A 15,977-nucleotide genomic window follows, 5' to 3' on the forward strand; every position below is an offset into this window, starting at 1 on the left:
TAATTTTGTAGCTATGGAATTCTCTTCAAAATTATTGGAAAATGCGGTTTATGAAATTTCGCAATTGCCTGGTATCGGAAAACGTACGGCATTGCGGCTAGCATTGCATTTGCTAAAACAACCAGAAGAGCAAACATCTCATTTAACGAGTGCCTTAGAGAAATTAAGGAGTCAAATAAAATTTTGTTCTAATTGCCATAATATATCAGATGTCGCGCTTTGTGAAATTTGTGCAAATCCTAAAAGAGATGCCGCAATTATATGTGTTGTTGAAGATATTAGAGATGTAATGGCTATAGAGAATACGGGGCAGTTTAGAGGTATGTACCATGTTTTAGGAGGTAAAATTTCCCCTATGGAATGTGTAGGACCGCAAGATCTAACTATAGGATCTTTAGTGGGTAAAGTGAAACAAGGTGGAGTCACCGAATTAATTTTCGCACTGAGTTCTACCATGGAAGGCGATACTACCAATTTTTATATCTTTAAACAGTTAGAGGGTACAGCTGTAAAAACATCTACTATTGCCAGAGGAATTGCGGTGGGGGATGAATTGGAATATGCAGATGAAATTACCTTGGGACGAAGTATTTTAAACCGTATTCCATTCGAAAACTCTATGAAGGCATAAGTAAAATAGTTATAAAAAATTTAAGTAAAAGACGATATTTTTATTATTTTCGCAAAAAATTATTCTGAATAAGTATATTAATTGATGATATGTCAAAGTTTGAATTAAAATTACCACAGATGGGTGAGAGTGTTGCAGAGGCAACACTAACTACTTGGTTAAAAGAAGTAGGTGATACTATTGAGATGGATGAGGCGGTTTTTGAAATTGCTACAGATAAGGTAGATTCTGAGGTACCTAGTGAAGTAGAAGGTGTTTTAGTTGAAAAGCTTTTCAATGTTGATGATATTATATCGGTAGGGCAAACAGTTGCAATAATCGAAATTCAAGGTGGTGCATCAGAACCTGCTACTGCTCCAGTGAGTCAGCCAGCACAAGAGGATGTTGCTGCGGCAAGTTCTATTGAACAAGAAATAGAAAGTGTACAAGAAATAGTAGATACTCCAACTGCAGATTATAGTAGTACAGATCGTTTCTATTCTCCTTTAGTGAAGAATATAGCTAAAGAAGAAGGAATTTCTATCGCAGATTTAGAGGCTATTGTGGGTACAGGAAAAGAAGGGCGAGTTACTAAAAACGATATTCTGGCGTATGTAGAGAATCGTAAAACAGGGAATGTGGTGGCTTCTAGCGCAGCTGCACCATCCGCAACCGCTAATGTGTCTGCGCAAGCGCCTAGTGCTCCAGCGGCAGTAAGCCAGGCTTCTTCAGATGTGAAAGTTGGTAGTGGAGATGAGGTAATCCCGATGAGTAGAATGGGGAAACTTATTGCGCAATATATGCGTGAAAGTATTTCAACTTCTGCACATGTTCAAAGTTTTATAGAAGTTGATGTAACCAATGTAGTTAATTGGAGAAATAAAAATAAAATTAGCTTTGAGAAAAGAGAAGGAGAAAAACTTACGTTTACTCCTATCTTTATGGAGGCCGTTGCGGTAGCGTTAAAGAAATATCCTATGATGAATATTTCTTTGAATGGTGATACCGTGGTTAAAAAGAAAAACATCAATATAGGTATGGCGGCAGCTTTACCGGATGGTAATTTAATTGTTCCCGTAATTAAAAATGCAGACCAATTAAATTTGGTAGGTATGGCTAAGGCGGTTAATGATTTGGCAACTAGAAGTCGAAATAATAAATTGAAGCCAGACGAAATAAAAGATGGCACCTATACAGTAACCAATGTGGGAACTTTTGGAAGTGTTTTTGGTACGCCAATCATCAACCAACCACAAGTGGGTATTCTTGCATTAGGGGCCATACGTAAAGTGCCTTCTGTAATAGAAACTCCAGAAGGAGATTTCATAGGGATTAGAAGTAAGATGTTCTTGTCTCATAGTTATGACCATAGAGTGGTAAACGGGGCGTTAGGAGGTATGTTTGTGAAAGCAGTAGCAGATTTCTTAGAAGCTTGGGATGTAAATAGAGAAATCTAATTTGAATAAATTAATATAAAAAAAGCTTCCTTTTTGGAAGCTTTTTTGTTTTTGTAACATTTAAATAGCGCTAGTTTTTTCTTAAATTTTGAATAAACTATCTTTGAATAAATTCTTTAAAAATGCAATTAAAATTAACACGTCCTATTTGTTTTTTCGATTTAGAAACAACGGGTGTCAATGTAGCAAAAGATCGAGTTGTAGAAATAGCAATTCTTAAAATACATCCTAACGGGAATAAAGAGAGTAAAACTTGGTTGGTAAATCCGGAAATGGTCATTCCTGATGAAGTAATTGCTGTACATGGTATTTCTAATGAAAAGGTGGCTAATGAACCTACGTTCAAAGAGCTTTCGAAAGAAATTTACAACATGATTAAAGACAGTGATTTAGGAGGTTTTAATTCTGATCGTTTTGATATTCCATTGTTGGCAGAAGAAATGCTGCGGGCAGAAATAGATTTTGACATGAAAAATAGAGTTGCAGTAGATGTGCAAACTATCTTTCATAAAATGGAAAAGAGAACTCTTGGCGCTGCTTATAAGTTTTATTGTGATAAAGATTTGATAGATGCGCATAGTGCAGCAGCAGATACCAATGCAACATATGAAGTGTTATTGGCGCAATTAGACCGGTACCCGGAGTTGGAAAATAACATGAAAATGTTAGCAGAATTTTCATCGCATAAAAGAACCGTAGATTTTGCTGGCTTTATAATATTGGATGATGAAGAGGAAGAGGTTTTCTCTTTTGGAAAGCATAAAGGTAAAAAGGTTCATGATGTACTTGCAAAAGAACCAGGATATTTCAGTTGGATCTTAAATGCCGACTTTCCTTTGTATACTAAGAAAATATTGACACAAATTAAGTTGAGTAAATTGAATAACAAACTAGGATAATGTTGCGTTTTTTTTTAGTTTTTATTTTCGGATTTCATTTGGTAGCAGCACAAGAAATATATTTTGAAGGTGTTGTATATGACAGTAAGACTAAGGAGACCATCCCTTTTGTTAACCTTAGTTTTTTAAATACATTAAAAGGAACTTCTTCTGATGAGGAAGGACACTTTTTTATGGATTTGCCATCGTCCTTTTTAGAGAAACAACTGCATATCTCATCTTTAGGTTATAAAGATACAATTGTGGCTGCTTCTCAAGTTTTTAAAGCAAAGCAATTTAATTTGGTGCCAGAATCTTTTGAACTTAATGAAGTGGTGGTTTCAGAAACTTTAGGAAATTCAGATGTGTTAAATCCAATTAGTAGCTATAGTGTAAAGAGTGGATTTTCGTCCTCATCAACACCTTGGGTTTTGGCCTTGTATTATCCTAATATCGGACAGCAGAAAAAATATGTAGATAAGGTTACTATTTTCTTTCAAGACAATGCCGCATTTAAAGGAGAGGCTTCAAAATTTAGAGTTCGTGTATATGATGTGGATAAGGTAACCAAAAAGCCGACAAAAGATTTGCTGCGAAAAAGTTTTGTACTAGAAGCAGAGTCTGGTAAAGATTATGTATCCTTAGACTTGTCAGCACTTCGGATACAGATGCCTAGAGCAGGAGTTTACATAGGTTTAGAGTGGTTGTTTGTGCCTAGTAATTGGTATAAGAATACGGGGAAACATAATATTACCAACGCCTTATTGATCGAGGATAGATTTGCGCCAACTTTTGGAGGTGTTTACAATAAAAATCAGAACTTTAAAGTTATGGTGTATGGTATGGGGGAGTGGACAGATTTTGTAGTAAAGTCTAAAAATAGCACTGGAAACCTAATCCCTGCAGTGAGTTTGAAGTTGTCAAAGAAATAAATTATAATAAAAATCTCGTATGAAAATTATTTGTATTGGAAGAAATTATACGGCACATATTGCTGAGTTGCAAAATGAAAAGCCTAAAGATCCTGTGGTCTTTATAAAACCAGATTCTTCTGTTTTGCCTAAGGAACAAGATTTTTATATTCCGGAATTCTCTAATGATATTCATTACGAAGTTGAGGTTCTGGTTAAAATTAAAAAAGTTGGAAAGCACATTTCTGAAAAATTTGCACCCAACTATTATGATGAAGTAGGTTTGGGAATAGATTTTACGGCCAGAGATGTGCAGCAAGCTTTAAAAGAAAAAGGATTGCCGTGGGAGAAAGCCAAAGGTTTTGACGGGGCAACGGTTATTGGAAATTGGGTGCCTAAAGAAAAATTTGAATCTATTGATAATTTAGGTTTTCAGTTGCTAAAGAATGATGAAGTGGTACAAGACGGGAATACCAACTTGATGCTCTGGAAGATAGATGAATTGATTGCGTATGTAAGTACTTTCTTTACCTTGAAAAAGGGAGATGTAATATTTACAGGCACCCCAGCAGGTGTTGGTAGTGTTAAAACTAATGACTACCTTTCAGGTAGGTTAGAAGGCATAGAGATGTTTAATGTAACTATTAAATAACAAGATGATTTACAGTTTGGATAAAATTAATGAGTTGGCAGACGGGGATGAAGATTTTATTCAGTCCGTAGTTTCTGCTTTCCTCGATGAGGTTCCAGAGGATTTGGAACAACTAGAAGTTGCTATAGGTCAAAAAAACTATTCCAATATATACCAATTAGCACACAAAATTAAACCTAATGTAGATTTATTAGGTATGGAGCAAACGCGTGCAGCAGCTTTAGATATAGAGAATATTGGTAAAGTTGGGGATGAGAACCCTAGTCTAGACCAGATATTTCCTATTCTTAAAAAAGATATTCATCAAGTGATTTCTGAACTTAAAAAAGATTTTGGTCTTTAGATGAATGCAGAGATAATTACTATTGGTGATGAAATTCTTATTGGTCAAATTGTAGATACAAATTCTGCTTTTATTGGTAAAGAACTTAATAAAATAGGAGTTTCTGTGTATCAGATTACTTCTATTCAAGATGAAAAAAGTCATATTCTTCAGGCTTTAAAAGATGCAGAATCACGGGTAGATATCGTTATTATTACAGGTGGGCTCGGGCCTACTAAAGATGATATTACCAAGCATACTTTATGCGAGTATTTTGATGATAGTTTGGTGCAAAATGAGATGGTTTTGGATCATGTCAAAGAATTGTTTAAAAAATATATTTCAACCTCTCCGCTCTTACAAGTAAATATAGATCAGGCCTTAGTGCCGTCAAAAGCTACTATTTTGCATAATGCAAATGGAACCGCTCCAGGCATGTGGATGACAAAGAATAATACCGTCTTTGTTTCGCTTCCGGGGGTGCCTTTTGAGATGAAATACCTAATAACAAATGAAGTGGTTCCTAAAATTCAAAAAGAATTTAATAGGCCATTTATTCTACATAAAACAATCATCACTTACGGTATAGGAGAAAGTGCGTTAGCAGATCGTATTTCAGAATGGGAAGAGGGTTTGCCTTCCTCCGTAAAGTTGGCATATTTGCCTAGCTTAGGAATGGTTAGATTGCGTTTAAGTGCTAAGGGAGCTGTACAGGAGGGGGTAGAAGCGGTTATGGTTTCGGAAACTAAAAAGTTGTACCTACTTATTGATGATGTTATTTATGGCGAGGAAGATGATGAAACCATTGAAGCGGTTATCGCTAAATTGTTAACATCGAAAAAGATGACCTTGTCTATGGCAGAGAGTTTTACGGGAGGAACAATTTCGGAGCATTTGACGGCGATCCCAGGGGCATCTGCCTATTTTAAGGGGTGTCTTGTGAGTTATGCTACTGAAGTAAAGATAAACGTTCTGAATGTTCCAAATGAGGTGGTCAAAATGCATTCTGTAGTGAGTGCGCAAGTAGCAGAAGCTATGGCGATTAATGTTCGAAAACTCTTAAAATCAGATTTTTCAATTGCCACTACAGGGAACGCTGGTCCGACAAAAGGTGACTCTAATGAGGAGGTTGGAAGTGTTTTTATTGCCGTTGCAACACCTAAAGGAGTGTATTCTGAGAAGTTTATGATGGGGAGTCAGCGCGAAAGGGTTGTGCAAAAGTCTGTAAATAAGGCACTTGAGATGCTTCAAAAAGAAATTTCAAAATTTTAAAAAAGAATTTTGTACGTCCGATAAAAAAGATATAAATTTGCATCCTGTTTAAAAATAACACAAACCCTAGCGATATGTCAAAAGTTTGCGAAATTACCGGAAAGAGAGCTATGTTTGGAAACAACGTATCGTTTTCCATCAATAAGACAAGAAGAAGATTCAATGTAAATCTTTCCAAAAAGCGTTTCTATATTGAAGAAGAAAACCGTTGGGTTACTTTGAAAGTATCTGCGCGTGCATTAAAATCTATCAATAAGAAAGGTATTAGTGCAGTATTGAAAGAAGCTAAAGCAAATGGATTAACTAAGTAATCCGAAAAAATAATCTAGTAAAATGGCTAAGAAAGGTAATAGAATCCAAGTGATTTTGGAATGTACAGAGCATAAAGAATCAGGACAACCTGGTACTTCAAGATACATTACAACAAAAAATAAGAAGAACACTCCTGATAGAATTGAGCTTAAGAAATTCAACCCAATTCTAAAGAAAATGACTGTTCATAAAGAAATTAAGTAATTTTCCGTTCCTACGGAAATGATAAAAATTATTAAACATGGCAAAGAAGACGGTAGCAAGTTTACAAACCAGTTCTAAAAGATTGACTAAAGCTATAAAAATGGTTAAGTCACCAAAATCTGGTGCTTATACATTTACAGAAGCAGTTATGGCTCCTGAAGAGGTTAGCGGTTGGTTGACTAAGAAATAAGACATTTCAATTTTATATTGATAAAGCTACTTTCGTAAAGAGAGTGGCTTTTTTGTTTTTATAACTGAACGATTTCTTCTGAAAGATAGGTGGTAATTAGAGTTGAAGATTCTAACAATCATTCAGTTATATTGTTTAAGTATTAATCAAGTATGTTTCATATATTTGATACAACGAATTTTTTTAACACTATGAGTTTATTCAAAAAGCTGTTTTCTTCTAAAAAGAAAGAAACACTTGATAAGGGTCTGGAGAAAACCAAAACTTCATTTTTTGGAAAATTAAACAAAGCTGTAGCCGGTAAGTCTAAAGTAGATGATGACGTTCTTGATAATTTAGAGGAGGTTTTAGTAGCTTCTGATGTTGGAGTAGATACCACCTTGAAAATCATTAAGGGCATTGAAGCGCGCGTAGCAAAAGATAAATATGTTGGAACAGAAGAGTTAAATGAAATCCTTCGCGAAGAGATAGCGCGTTTACTTTCAGAAACAAATTCTGGAGAAGATGTAGAGTTTACGATTCCTAAAGACAAAAAGCCTTATGTGATTATGGTGGTAGGTGTCAATGGGGTAGGTAAAACAACCACCATAGGAAAATTAGCATATCAATTTAAGAAGCAAGGGTATAAGGTGGTTTTAGGTGCTGGAGATACGTTTAGAGCGGCAGCAATAGATCAATTACAAATTTGGGCAGATAGAGTAGGTATTCCTATTATTAAGCAGCAAATGGGTAGTGATCCTGCATCCGTAGCTTTTGATACTTTGAGTTCTGCAGTGAAAAGTGATGCTGATGTCGTGATTATTGATACGGCAGGAAGACTTCATAATAAGATAAATTTAATGAACGAGCTTTCTAAAGTAAGTAGAGTGATGCAGAAAGTAGTTCCAGATACACCTAATGATGTACTTTTGGTTTTAGATGGTTCTACAGGGCAGAATGCCTTTGAACAGGCAAAGCAATTTACGAAAGCAACGAATGTAACTTCATTGGCAGTTACTAAATTAGATGGTACAGCTAAAGGTGGTGTTGTGATAGGAATTTCAGATCAATTTAAAATTCCAGTTAAATATATCGGAGTAGGAGAAGGGATAGAAGATCTTCAAGTTTTTAATAAATATGAGTTTGTAGATTCATTCTTCAGTAATAAGTAAATAAAAGTACCTTTTAAAAAGTCTCTAAATAATCAATTTCTTTGATGTTTAGAGACTTTTTTTGTTTAGGCAGGTTGTGATAATTTTGTAATAGTTTATTCTTATTTTTGAGACTGTAATCAGAAAATTATGAAATATATATTACCATTAGTCGTCTTATTGTTGGTGTTTTCTTGCAAGGATATGAACATCAGTAAGAACACTAAACCATTATGGGTGGGCTATAATGATTCATTAGAAGTTGCCGCTAATAAGACGCATGAAAATCCCAGAATGCAATACAAATTAGTTCAGTCTAAGGTGTTGGATAAGAATGATGTATTTCTTCCCTTTCAGGATGTGGTTGCTGAAATTTCCGTTTCAGATTATGAGAAATGGAAGCCTTATATCTTGGAACAAAATATCCCTACAATACAAGCTAATATAAAAGCAGGAAAGATAAGTTATGAAGCACTAGTGTTGTTTTATTTATATCGTATTTATAAGTATGAATTGAATAATGAGACGACGTTGAATACAATTTTAGCTCTAAATAAAGAGGTGCTACGTCAAGCTAGGGCATGTGATAAGGAATTGGTTAGTAGCCCGGATAAAGCTAGACACCCTATTTTTGGAATGCCTATTTTGTTAAAAGATAATATAGACACCCGTGGGATGAATACCACTGCGGGGGCTATTGCTTTGATGGAAAATGAAACCGATGATGCCTTTATCGTAGGGCGCCTGCAGGAACGTGGTGCTTTAATCCTGGGGAAAGTGAATTTAAGCGAATGGGCTTATTTTCTGTGTTCTGGATGTCCAGTTGGGTATAGTGCTGTCGGTGGGCAAACCTTAAATCCTTATGGTCGGAAGATTTTTGAAACCGGGGGTTCTAGCGCAGGTAGTGGTACTTCTGTTGCCGCTAATTATGCGGTAGCTGCTGTAGGTACAGAAACTTCTGGATCTATATTATCACCTTCTAGTCAGAACTCTATTGTGGGGCTAAAACCTACGGTAGGTTTGCTAAGTAGAACTGGTATTGTTCCAATTTCAAGTACCTTAGATACACCTGGTCCTATGACTAGAAATGTGGTGGATAATGCTATTTTGCTATCAGCGATGACAGGCAAAGACCTATCGGATATAAAATCTGTTGATACCTTTAAAAATTATACAGAAGCAGTGACTTCCGCTAGTTCATTGGAAGGCAAGCGCTTTGGTGCCTTTTCAGATTTAATTGCTACAGACACAATTTATGCGGCTACCGTTGAGCAGTTGAAAGCTTCTGGTGCTATGGTGGTTGTTTTTACACCTAAAGAACTTGGGTTGCCTGGTTTTTTAAGTATTTTGAATATTGATATGAAGAACGATTTGCCGAGCTACATTCAGCAGAATGTCAAAAATAAAAATGAGGTAAATGTAACTTCTATTGAAGATGTTATTCGTTTTAATCAGCAAGATTCCTTAGTAAGAATTCCTTATGGGCAAGCTTTGTTTGAGGGTATTGTGGCGGATACAACTTCATCGGCAGAACTGACATTAATTATCGCAGATTTGGAGCAAAAAAGTAGGGCTTATTTTGATGAAATTTTGGAGCAAGATCATTTGGATGCTGTTTTGAGTATTAATAATTACCATGCCGGTTATGCTGCGGCTGCAAAATATCCTGCATTAACGGTTCCTATGGGGTATAAATCCACGGGAGAGCCTATTAGTTTAACCTTTATCGCAAAACAGTTTGAGGAAGATAAGTTATTAGAACTTGGGGCTGCGTTTGAGAAAGTAACAAATATTAGAAAGATGCCTAAGGGCTATAATTAAGGCAGTAAGTCATTAATTTTAGCCCAAAGGTTGGTGTCATAAGAAGATAACGCAAAGTTTTCCTCTTCAGCAGAATCACCCATTCTGATAATTACGAGATCTTTGCTTGGAATGATATATAATTTTTGATCGTTTTTGCCTAAGGCAGCATACATGTCTGTTGGTGCATTAGGTATAAGTGAACCGTCAAAGGTACCTTGAGATTGCGGTAAATGATAGCTAGATTTACCATTTAGCCACCATAAGTATCCATAAGCTTCATTAATATTTTGTGAAGTATTTGTAGCGGCATTTAAAAAGGTACTTGGAATAATTTGTGTGTTTTCCCATCTCCCATTTTCAGAGATAAGTAAACCAAAGCGTGCCATGCTTCGGGTGTCACTCCAATATACGTTAAGGTCGCTTACATCTATCCAAGTGCCGCTCATTCCAATTTTGTCTCTCAATTTCGTATTGAAATATTCTTTATAGGTCGTGTTGCTTGTTGTGGCAATGACATCTTGCAATTTTACGTATACATTGTGATAGGCCCATCTGGTACCTGCATCTGCCATATATTCTAAATTATCGGGACTAACGTTATCGCCATTCGTGTCGCTTAAGCCAGAATCCATTTGTAATAAATTTTCAATAGTAATAAGGTTTTCTTTCGCTAAGGGGCTGCTGGTCCAGCCTGTGCCTAAATAGTCGGAAACTTTATCGCTTATAGCTAGTAATCCTTCCTTTTGAGCAATTCCTGTAGTTGCGGTGGTCAGTGTTTTACCGGCGCTTGCCCAATACCATACTTTTGATGAATCATGTGCATTCATATACTGCTCAACAACTATCTTTCCTTGATGTAAAATGATAAATCCTTTGGTGTTTGTTTCCTCAAGATAGGATAATAATTGGGGTAATTTATCCGTGTTCCAATGTAATTCTTCGGGACTTTTTGTTTCCCAAATCGTAGATTGGAGAGGAGGAAAGTATACATCTTCATCTGTTATTTGTTCTTCTTCTTTAGAAATTGAATCTGTAGAGCAGGAAAAATTACCTAGAATTAGAAGTGTAAAAACAAAAAGCGATAGCTGTTTCATGATGTTATTTTTAAGTAAGACGCTTTAAAGGCTAAAGGGTTTAACTTTAGTATAACGGAGTATTAATAAAAATCAATATAAATAAGTCTGATCTTTTTGCTTGTTGTATTTTTGCACTTTATTTAAAGCTATGCGCACAAAGACACTTAAGAAGAATAAAATTAATGTCGTAACATTAGGTTGCTCTAAAAATGTTTACGATTCTGAAATTTTAATGGGACAACTTAAAGCCAATAAAAAGGAAGTTGTACATGAGGGAGAAGGGAATATTGTAGTTATTAATACTTGTGGATTTATAAATAATGCCAAGGAAGAAAGTGTAAACACTATCTTGGAATTTGTGCAAAAGAAAGAAGCGGGTGTTGTAGATAAGGTATTTGTTACGGGGTGTTTAAGTGAGCGTTATAAGCCAGATTTACAGAAGGAAATTCCAAATGTTGACGAGTATTTTGGTACTACAGAATTGCCAGGCTTATTAAAAGCATTAGGAGCAGATTATAAGCATGAGTTAATAGGAGAGCGTTTAACGACTACTCCTAAAAATTATGCCTACTTAAAAATTGCAGAAGGTTGTGATAGACCTTGTTCTTTCTGTGCTATTCCTATTATGCGTGGTAAGCATAAAAGCACGCCTATAGAAAATTTGGTAGTTGAAGCAGAGAAATTAGCGGCAAAAGGAGTAAAGGAATTAATTTTAATAGCCCAAGATTTAACGTACTACGGCTTAGATATTTATAAAAAACGAAACCTTGCAGAGCTTCTTGAAGCTTTGGTAAAGGTTGATGGTATTGAGTGGATTCGTTTACATTATGCATTCCCTACAGGTTTTCCAATGGATGTATTGGAATTAATGAAGAAGGAACCAAAAATTTGTAATTATTTAGATATCCCTTTACAGCATATTTCAGATAACATACTGAAAAGTATGCGTAGAGGTACTACAAAAGAAAAAACAACCAAGTTATTACAAGACTTTAGAGCCTTGGTGCCAGAAATGACGATTAGAACTACTTTAATTGTTGGATATCCTGGAGAAACTGAGGAGGATTTCCAAACCTTAAAAAGTTGGGTTGAAGAAATGCGTTTTGAACGTTTAGGTTGTTTTACGTATAGTCATGAGGAAAATACGCATGCGTATACTTTGGAAGATAATGTTCCGGAAGAAGTAAAACAAGAGCGTGCATCTCAAATAATGGAAATACAATCTCAAATTTCATGGGAGTTAAACCAAGAAAAAATAGGACAATCTCTTCGTTGTATCATTGATAGAAAAGAAGGCCCTCATTTTATTGGTAGAACAGAGTTTGATTCTCCAGATGTAGACAATGAAGTGCTTATTGACGCTTCAAAATACTATTTGAAAGTAGGTGATTTTGTTACTTTAAAAATAACAGAAGCGGCCGATTTTGATTTGTACGGAGAGCCAGTTTAAGACTTTTTTATCATTTTAATGGTGTAGTATCCTAGAAGTGCAATTATTAAAAGCATAATTGCCCAAAGCCATTTTTTATTTTCGAATAAAGCTTGAACTTCTGGTGCTGCTATAATTATTTCGCTACCTAATTCTTTTCCTAGTACTACTGCTTTTGCGGTAGCAGGAACTACATTATCCATTAGGTTAATGTCATAGATAGGTTCTGATACTTCTGGGTTTCCGTAACTTAGAAAGTATTGCCCGGGTTCTGTAAAGCGTCCAATCAACTCATGTTGGTATCCCTGTAATTCGATAGCGCCAATTTTTAAAGGTTGGTTGTCTTGATTACTAATAGTGATTTTTAATTTTTTAACCCTAGTGCTTATAAAATCAAATTCGTTTTTATTAATAGAGCTCAGAATACTTGAAGATAAATTTCTGTATTGATAATGCCATCCAGTGGTTGTTTTAGTACTATCTGTAAGGTAGCTTATTTGAATAGGTCTTAAATAATTAAGGCCGTCTAGAACAGCGACTTTAATATGGCTTAAAGGCACTGCGTGGTTTAGTTCTAGGGCAATTATAGTTTCTTTTGTTTTTTGATTGTTTGTTACTTCCTCTTTAATTGGGGAATAGGTGTTGTAAGTTGCTGGGATCGTATTATTTTCAAAAATCATAGCGCTTTTAAACACGGGATCTTCCGAAGTCTTAGCGGTAATTCTATAATAGCTGTAGGTAGAAGTGGGGATTTTAGCGGTAGTGAATTTAAAACTAGTAGCTTTATTTTCAATAGACAGTATTCGGTAGTCATCGGCAATGGTAAACCATTCCTTCTCATTATGTCCTCCTTCAATTTTTATATTGAAATCAAAATTTAGTTTGTCAAAATTTAAATAGATTTCGTTAATCTTCGAAGCATTCTCGACTTTAAACGTATAAAAATAACTGTCGTTCGTAAAGCTTTCATTTAAAACTTCAAAAGTAACGTCGTTAATTTTTTCAATACTCCTTTTTGCTTTTAAGGCATACGGTGCTTCTATAGTATCGTTTTTTAAAATACCATATATGCGAATATCAGCTAGGTTTATCTTAGTTTTTTCGTAAAGCGATTCAGGTAATTCAATGCTGTGCCATTGCTCAGAGATATCTTTTATTTCTCGTTTGTATTGATAGGTTTTCATTTGAGCAAACATACCTGTGCTCACTAAAAACAAAAGAATTAAAAGTTTAAAGGTCTTTTGGATCATTCTCAATTTGTTTGGTGTACTTGTTATATAAAAATGAAATAAGGAGTAAAAGTAATCCTAAGGATACAAATACAATAGTTTTAGAGATGGTATCTAAATCGGCAATATCATAAAAGAATAGTTTTACCAGTGTAGCACCAAAAAGTGCAATTCCGCTCACACGGATATGTTTTTTTCTTTTCCAAATACCAATCACGACCATGAATAAGGAATAGGCACCCCAGAGGATACTTAAATTCATTTTGTATGATCCAGAAGAACCAGCAAGATCCATCCAATGCAATAGTTCACTACTTAGGATCCATAGGATAATAAGGTGTAAGAATATTTGAAATACATTCTTAATTTTTAAATTCAAATAGTCTTGCTTGGTGTACCAGTATATCGTGTATACTAGAAATGCCAAAACGGCTAATGAAATATATCTTATATAGAGGTAGTAACTACCTATGCTGTAATGCTCGCCCAGATATTGCGCAATATAATTTTCTCTGAGCGTGCTAATAATTAATAATCCTCCAATTAGGAATGTAAATGTAAGGATGTTATTGATGACAAAGTTTACGATGGCTAATGTGCTATTTTTTATAAGCTTGATGTTGGCTACGGCCAAAATAGAAAAGAACAGCAAGGAGTAATTTATAAGCCAAATACTTTTAAAATCTATTAAATTGTAATTGCGTGTGCTGCCTAAATTACCATCTTCATTGGTGTAGTTTATAAATGAATCTAGGAATTGTTGCTCCCAGTAATTATCTATTTCAAGGGAGAAGGCTAAATAGCAAATAATAAGCAATCCTATTGGAATTAAGAATCCCATGATTTTATCCATTGCTTTTTTTGGTGCTTCTAAATCTTGGAATTTCTCAGCTTTATTCAGCCAAGTAATAAAGCCAAACGCAATAATAACCAGTAGGGAGCTTAAGAAATTGCTATTGAAAATAGGGCTTATTCTTTCCTTAGAAGGGTTTAAATCATACAGGTGAGACCAATCTTCTAGAAGGCTTATAAATGCTATGACTATTAAGATGTAGGAGAGATTTTTATATATGGTGATTTTTTTGGTGGTAGCAAACCAGTACAGGGTGGCAGCTTCAATAGCCCATAGAATGGTAACCCAGCTTCCGTCTAGTTGTACTGGAATGGTTATAGTAATAAAAGTTAACACTAAGGCTGCTATTAAATAGAATAGTTTTTTGTCTACCAATTTCTTTTTGTAAACAATCACCGTTGGTATAAAATGTATCATGGCATTGCCTAGGGTAAATAGTCCTAATAATTCTTTTCCAAACGTTGCATGCGAGTCTAGTAGGTAGTAGCCAATACCGTAGAAGAAAAATGAATTAAGGAAAAGTAAAATGACATCTGTAGCTTGGAATTTTTCATTTTTCAAGGTCTTATAGGCTAAAAACATGCAATAGAAAAGGATGAAAAAGATGCTCAAGAATGTAAATGCAAATCTGAAATCTTCAACGTAATAATAGTCTTTTACAATCCATCCTAAGTAAATTAACCAGGTAAACCCAAACGAAACATAATACAGTGATTTCCAGTATTTCTTAAATGAAATGATTAGAATGCCAATATTGATAATAGTCATGTAGCTAAAAAGTGCAGTTACATTACCAGAATTATTACTTAGTAAAAAAGGGATAGAATAGGCGCCTACTAATCCTAAATGGGCAATGATTTGCTTGTCGTAATTTATGGCAGCGACGACTGTAAAAACAGTGAGGAGTGTCATTACTCCAAAAGCAACCAGCTGCGGGAATAGTCCGTAAAAATCATACCCCATGAACGTGATGAAATACATCATGGTGATCGCTCCACTAACCAACACAGCACTAAAATTTAAGTATTTGACTTTTAGTTTTAGTCCAGCGGCCAGTAATCCAAATGAAAATAAATAGCCTAGAATAATACGAGTTAATGGGCTGATAAGATTATTTTCAATACTATATTTTACGCCAATGATAACGCCAATGATAGTGATTAGAATACCAACTTTGTTTATTAAGTTCTCTCCGATGAATTTTTCTAAGCTCGATTTTTTTGGAGGGAGTTGGTTGGTGTTTTTGTTGTTTGAAGTCTGTAATGGTGCTTCTGTTTTTACATAAGACTCTGTAGCTACTGGAGCACTTGCTTCTAAAATAGGTTCTAGACTTTTTTCTTTTTCGTTGGCTCCTGTTTTTATTTCTGGCGTTACTTTTTCTACTGTAAATTCCTTTTCGTCAATTTTTGGAGCGTCAATTACTTTGTCAACCACAGGAGTTTCGGAAGTTTCTAAAGGGGTAACTTTTATAAATTGCCCTTTTTTAAGGTCTTCAATCTCCTTATAAGCAGCCATTAAGTTTTTAGCAAAACTCTCTTGTTTACTTAAAAGTTCTTCAAGCTTTTGTTCAAGTAACTTTATTTGGTCTTGTTGGTTGTTCATATGGTTGTATGTAAAGCGAGAGTATATCTTTAGGATAACTCACCTTT

The 15,977-nt window shown here is 35.0% G+C and carries 16 protein-coding genes; 13 read left to right on the forward strand and 3 right to left on the reverse strand.

Features of this window, described 5'->3' with window-relative positions:
- Positions 1-13 precede the first annotated feature (13 nt).
- The 12 genes from recR (at position 14) to M666_RS09435 (ending at position 9,759) form a co-directional block, all read left to right on the forward strand.
- Entirely contained in the window at positions 14-631 is a 618-nt protein-coding gene (gene recR, locus M666_RS09385) for a recombination mediator RecR (RefSeq protein ID WP_029446930.1), read from the forward strand.
- 89 nt (positions 632-720) lie between these two features.
- Positions 721-2,067 carry a dihydrolipoamide acetyltransferase family protein gene (locus M666_RS09390; protein WP_029446929.1) on the forward strand — a complete coding sequence of 449 codons (1,347 nt, stop codon included), beginning with the start codon at positions 721-723 and terminating at the stop codon, positions 2,065-2,067.
- A 122-nt stretch (positions 2,068-2,189) separates the two neighbouring features.
- Positions 2,190-2,966, forward strand: coding sequence for a 3'-5' exonuclease (locus M666_RS09395; protein WP_025615717.1), 777 nt, complete (start codon positions 2,190-2,192; stop codon positions 2,964-2,966).
- Positions 2,966-3,877 carry a carboxypeptidase-like regulatory domain-containing protein gene (locus tag M666_RS09400; RefSeq protein WP_034657300.1) on the forward strand — a complete coding sequence of 304 codons (912 nt, stop codon included), beginning with the start codon at positions 2,966-2,968 and terminating at the stop codon, positions 3,875-3,877. The genes M666_RS09395 and M666_RS09400 overlap by 1 nt, the downstream gene beginning before the upstream one ends.
- 19 nt (positions 3,878-3,896) lie before the next feature.
- Complete coding sequence (locus M666_RS09405; protein WP_024481509.1) at positions 3,897-4,508, forward strand: fumarylacetoacetate hydrolase family protein; 612 nt, start codon at positions 3,897-3,899, stop codon at positions 4,506-4,508.
- A gap of 4 nt (positions 4,509-4,512) precedes the next feature.
- A complete protein-coding gene (locus M666_RS09410) occupies positions 4,513-4,851 on the forward strand; it encodes an Hpt domain-containing protein (RefSeq protein WP_024481508.1) in 339 nt (112 codons plus the stop codon).
- Complete coding sequence (locus M666_RS09415) at positions 4,852-6,102, forward strand: competence/damage-inducible protein A (protein WP_029446928.1); 1,251 nt, start codon at positions 4,852-4,854, stop codon at positions 6,100-6,102. It begins immediately after the preceding gene.
- 74 nt (positions 6,103-6,176) lie between these two features.
- Complete coding sequence (gene rpmB / locus M666_RS09420; protein ID WP_024481506.1) at positions 6,177-6,413, forward strand: 50S ribosomal protein L28; 237 nt, start codon at positions 6,177-6,179, stop codon at positions 6,411-6,413.
- A 22-nt stretch (positions 6,414-6,435) separates the two neighbouring features.
- Positions 6,436-6,618 carry a 50S ribosomal protein L33 gene (gene rpmG / locus M666_RS09425; protein WP_024481505.1) on the forward strand — a complete coding sequence of 61 codons (183 nt, stop codon included), beginning with the start codon at positions 6,436-6,438 and terminating at the stop codon, positions 6,616-6,618.
- A gap of 37 nt (positions 6,619-6,655) precedes the next feature.
- Positions 6,656-6,808 carry a DUF4295 domain-containing protein gene (locus M666_RS20240; RefSeq protein ID WP_074538930.1) on the forward strand — a complete coding sequence of 51 codons (153 nt, stop codon included), beginning with the start codon at positions 6,656-6,658 and terminating at the stop codon, positions 6,806-6,808.
- 191 nt (positions 6,809-6,999) lie between these two features.
- Positions 7,000-7,959, forward strand: coding sequence for a signal recognition particle-docking protein FtsY (gene ftsY / locus M666_RS09430; RefSeq protein ID WP_024481504.1), 960 nt, complete (start codon positions 7,000-7,002; stop codon positions 7,957-7,959).
- 129 nt (positions 7,960-8,088) lie between these two features.
- Positions 8,089-9,759, forward strand: a complete 1,671-nt coding sequence (locus M666_RS09435; protein WP_029446927.1) for an amidase family protein — start codon at positions 8,089-8,091, stop codon at positions 9,757-9,759.
- Here M666_RS09435 and M666_RS09440 read toward each other — a convergent pair.
- The gene (locus M666_RS09440; RefSeq protein WP_029446926.1) at positions 9,756-10,835 is read right to left on the reverse strand and encodes a serine hydrolase domain-containing protein; all 1,080 of its coding nucleotides are present in this window, start codon (positions 10,833-10,835) and stop codon (positions 9,756-9,758) included. The two genes, M666_RS09435 and M666_RS09440, sit on opposite strands and share 4 nt — an antisense overlap.
- A gap of 130 nt (positions 10,836-10,965) precedes the next feature.
- On the opposite strand from M666_RS09440, the gene rimO reads away from it, so the two are divergent.
- A complete protein-coding gene (gene rimO / locus M666_RS09445) occupies positions 10,966-12,267 on the forward strand; it encodes a 30S ribosomal protein S12 methylthiotransferase RimO (RefSeq protein ID WP_025615712.1) in 1,302 nt (433 codons plus the stop codon).
- On the opposite strand, the gene M666_RS09450 is transcribed toward rimO, so the two are convergent.
- Together M666_RS09450 and M666_RS09455 are read right to left on the reverse strand one after the other, a co-directional pair.
- Positions 12,264-13,496: a DUF3999 family protein gene (locus M666_RS09450; protein ID WP_029446925.1), complete on the reverse strand. Its 1,233-nt coding sequence runs from the start codon at positions 13,494-13,496 to the stop codon at positions 12,264-12,266. The genes rimO and M666_RS09450 overlap by 4 nt on opposite strands.
- Positions 13,477-15,930, reverse strand: a complete 2,454-nt coding sequence (locus M666_RS09455) for a DUF2339 domain-containing protein (RefSeq protein ID WP_029446924.1) — start codon at positions 15,928-15,930, stop codon at positions 13,477-13,479. Before M666_RS09455 ends, M666_RS09450 begins: the two co-directional genes overlap by 20 nt.
- Between the last annotated feature and the right edge of the window lie 47 nt (positions 15,931-15,977).

Origin of the sequence: Cellulophaga baltica 18 (assembly GCF_000468615.2) — a bacterium.
Taxonomy (GTDB): domain Bacteria; phylum Bacteroidota; class Bacteroidia; order Flavobacteriales; family Flavobacteriaceae; genus Cellulophaga; species Cellulophaga baltica.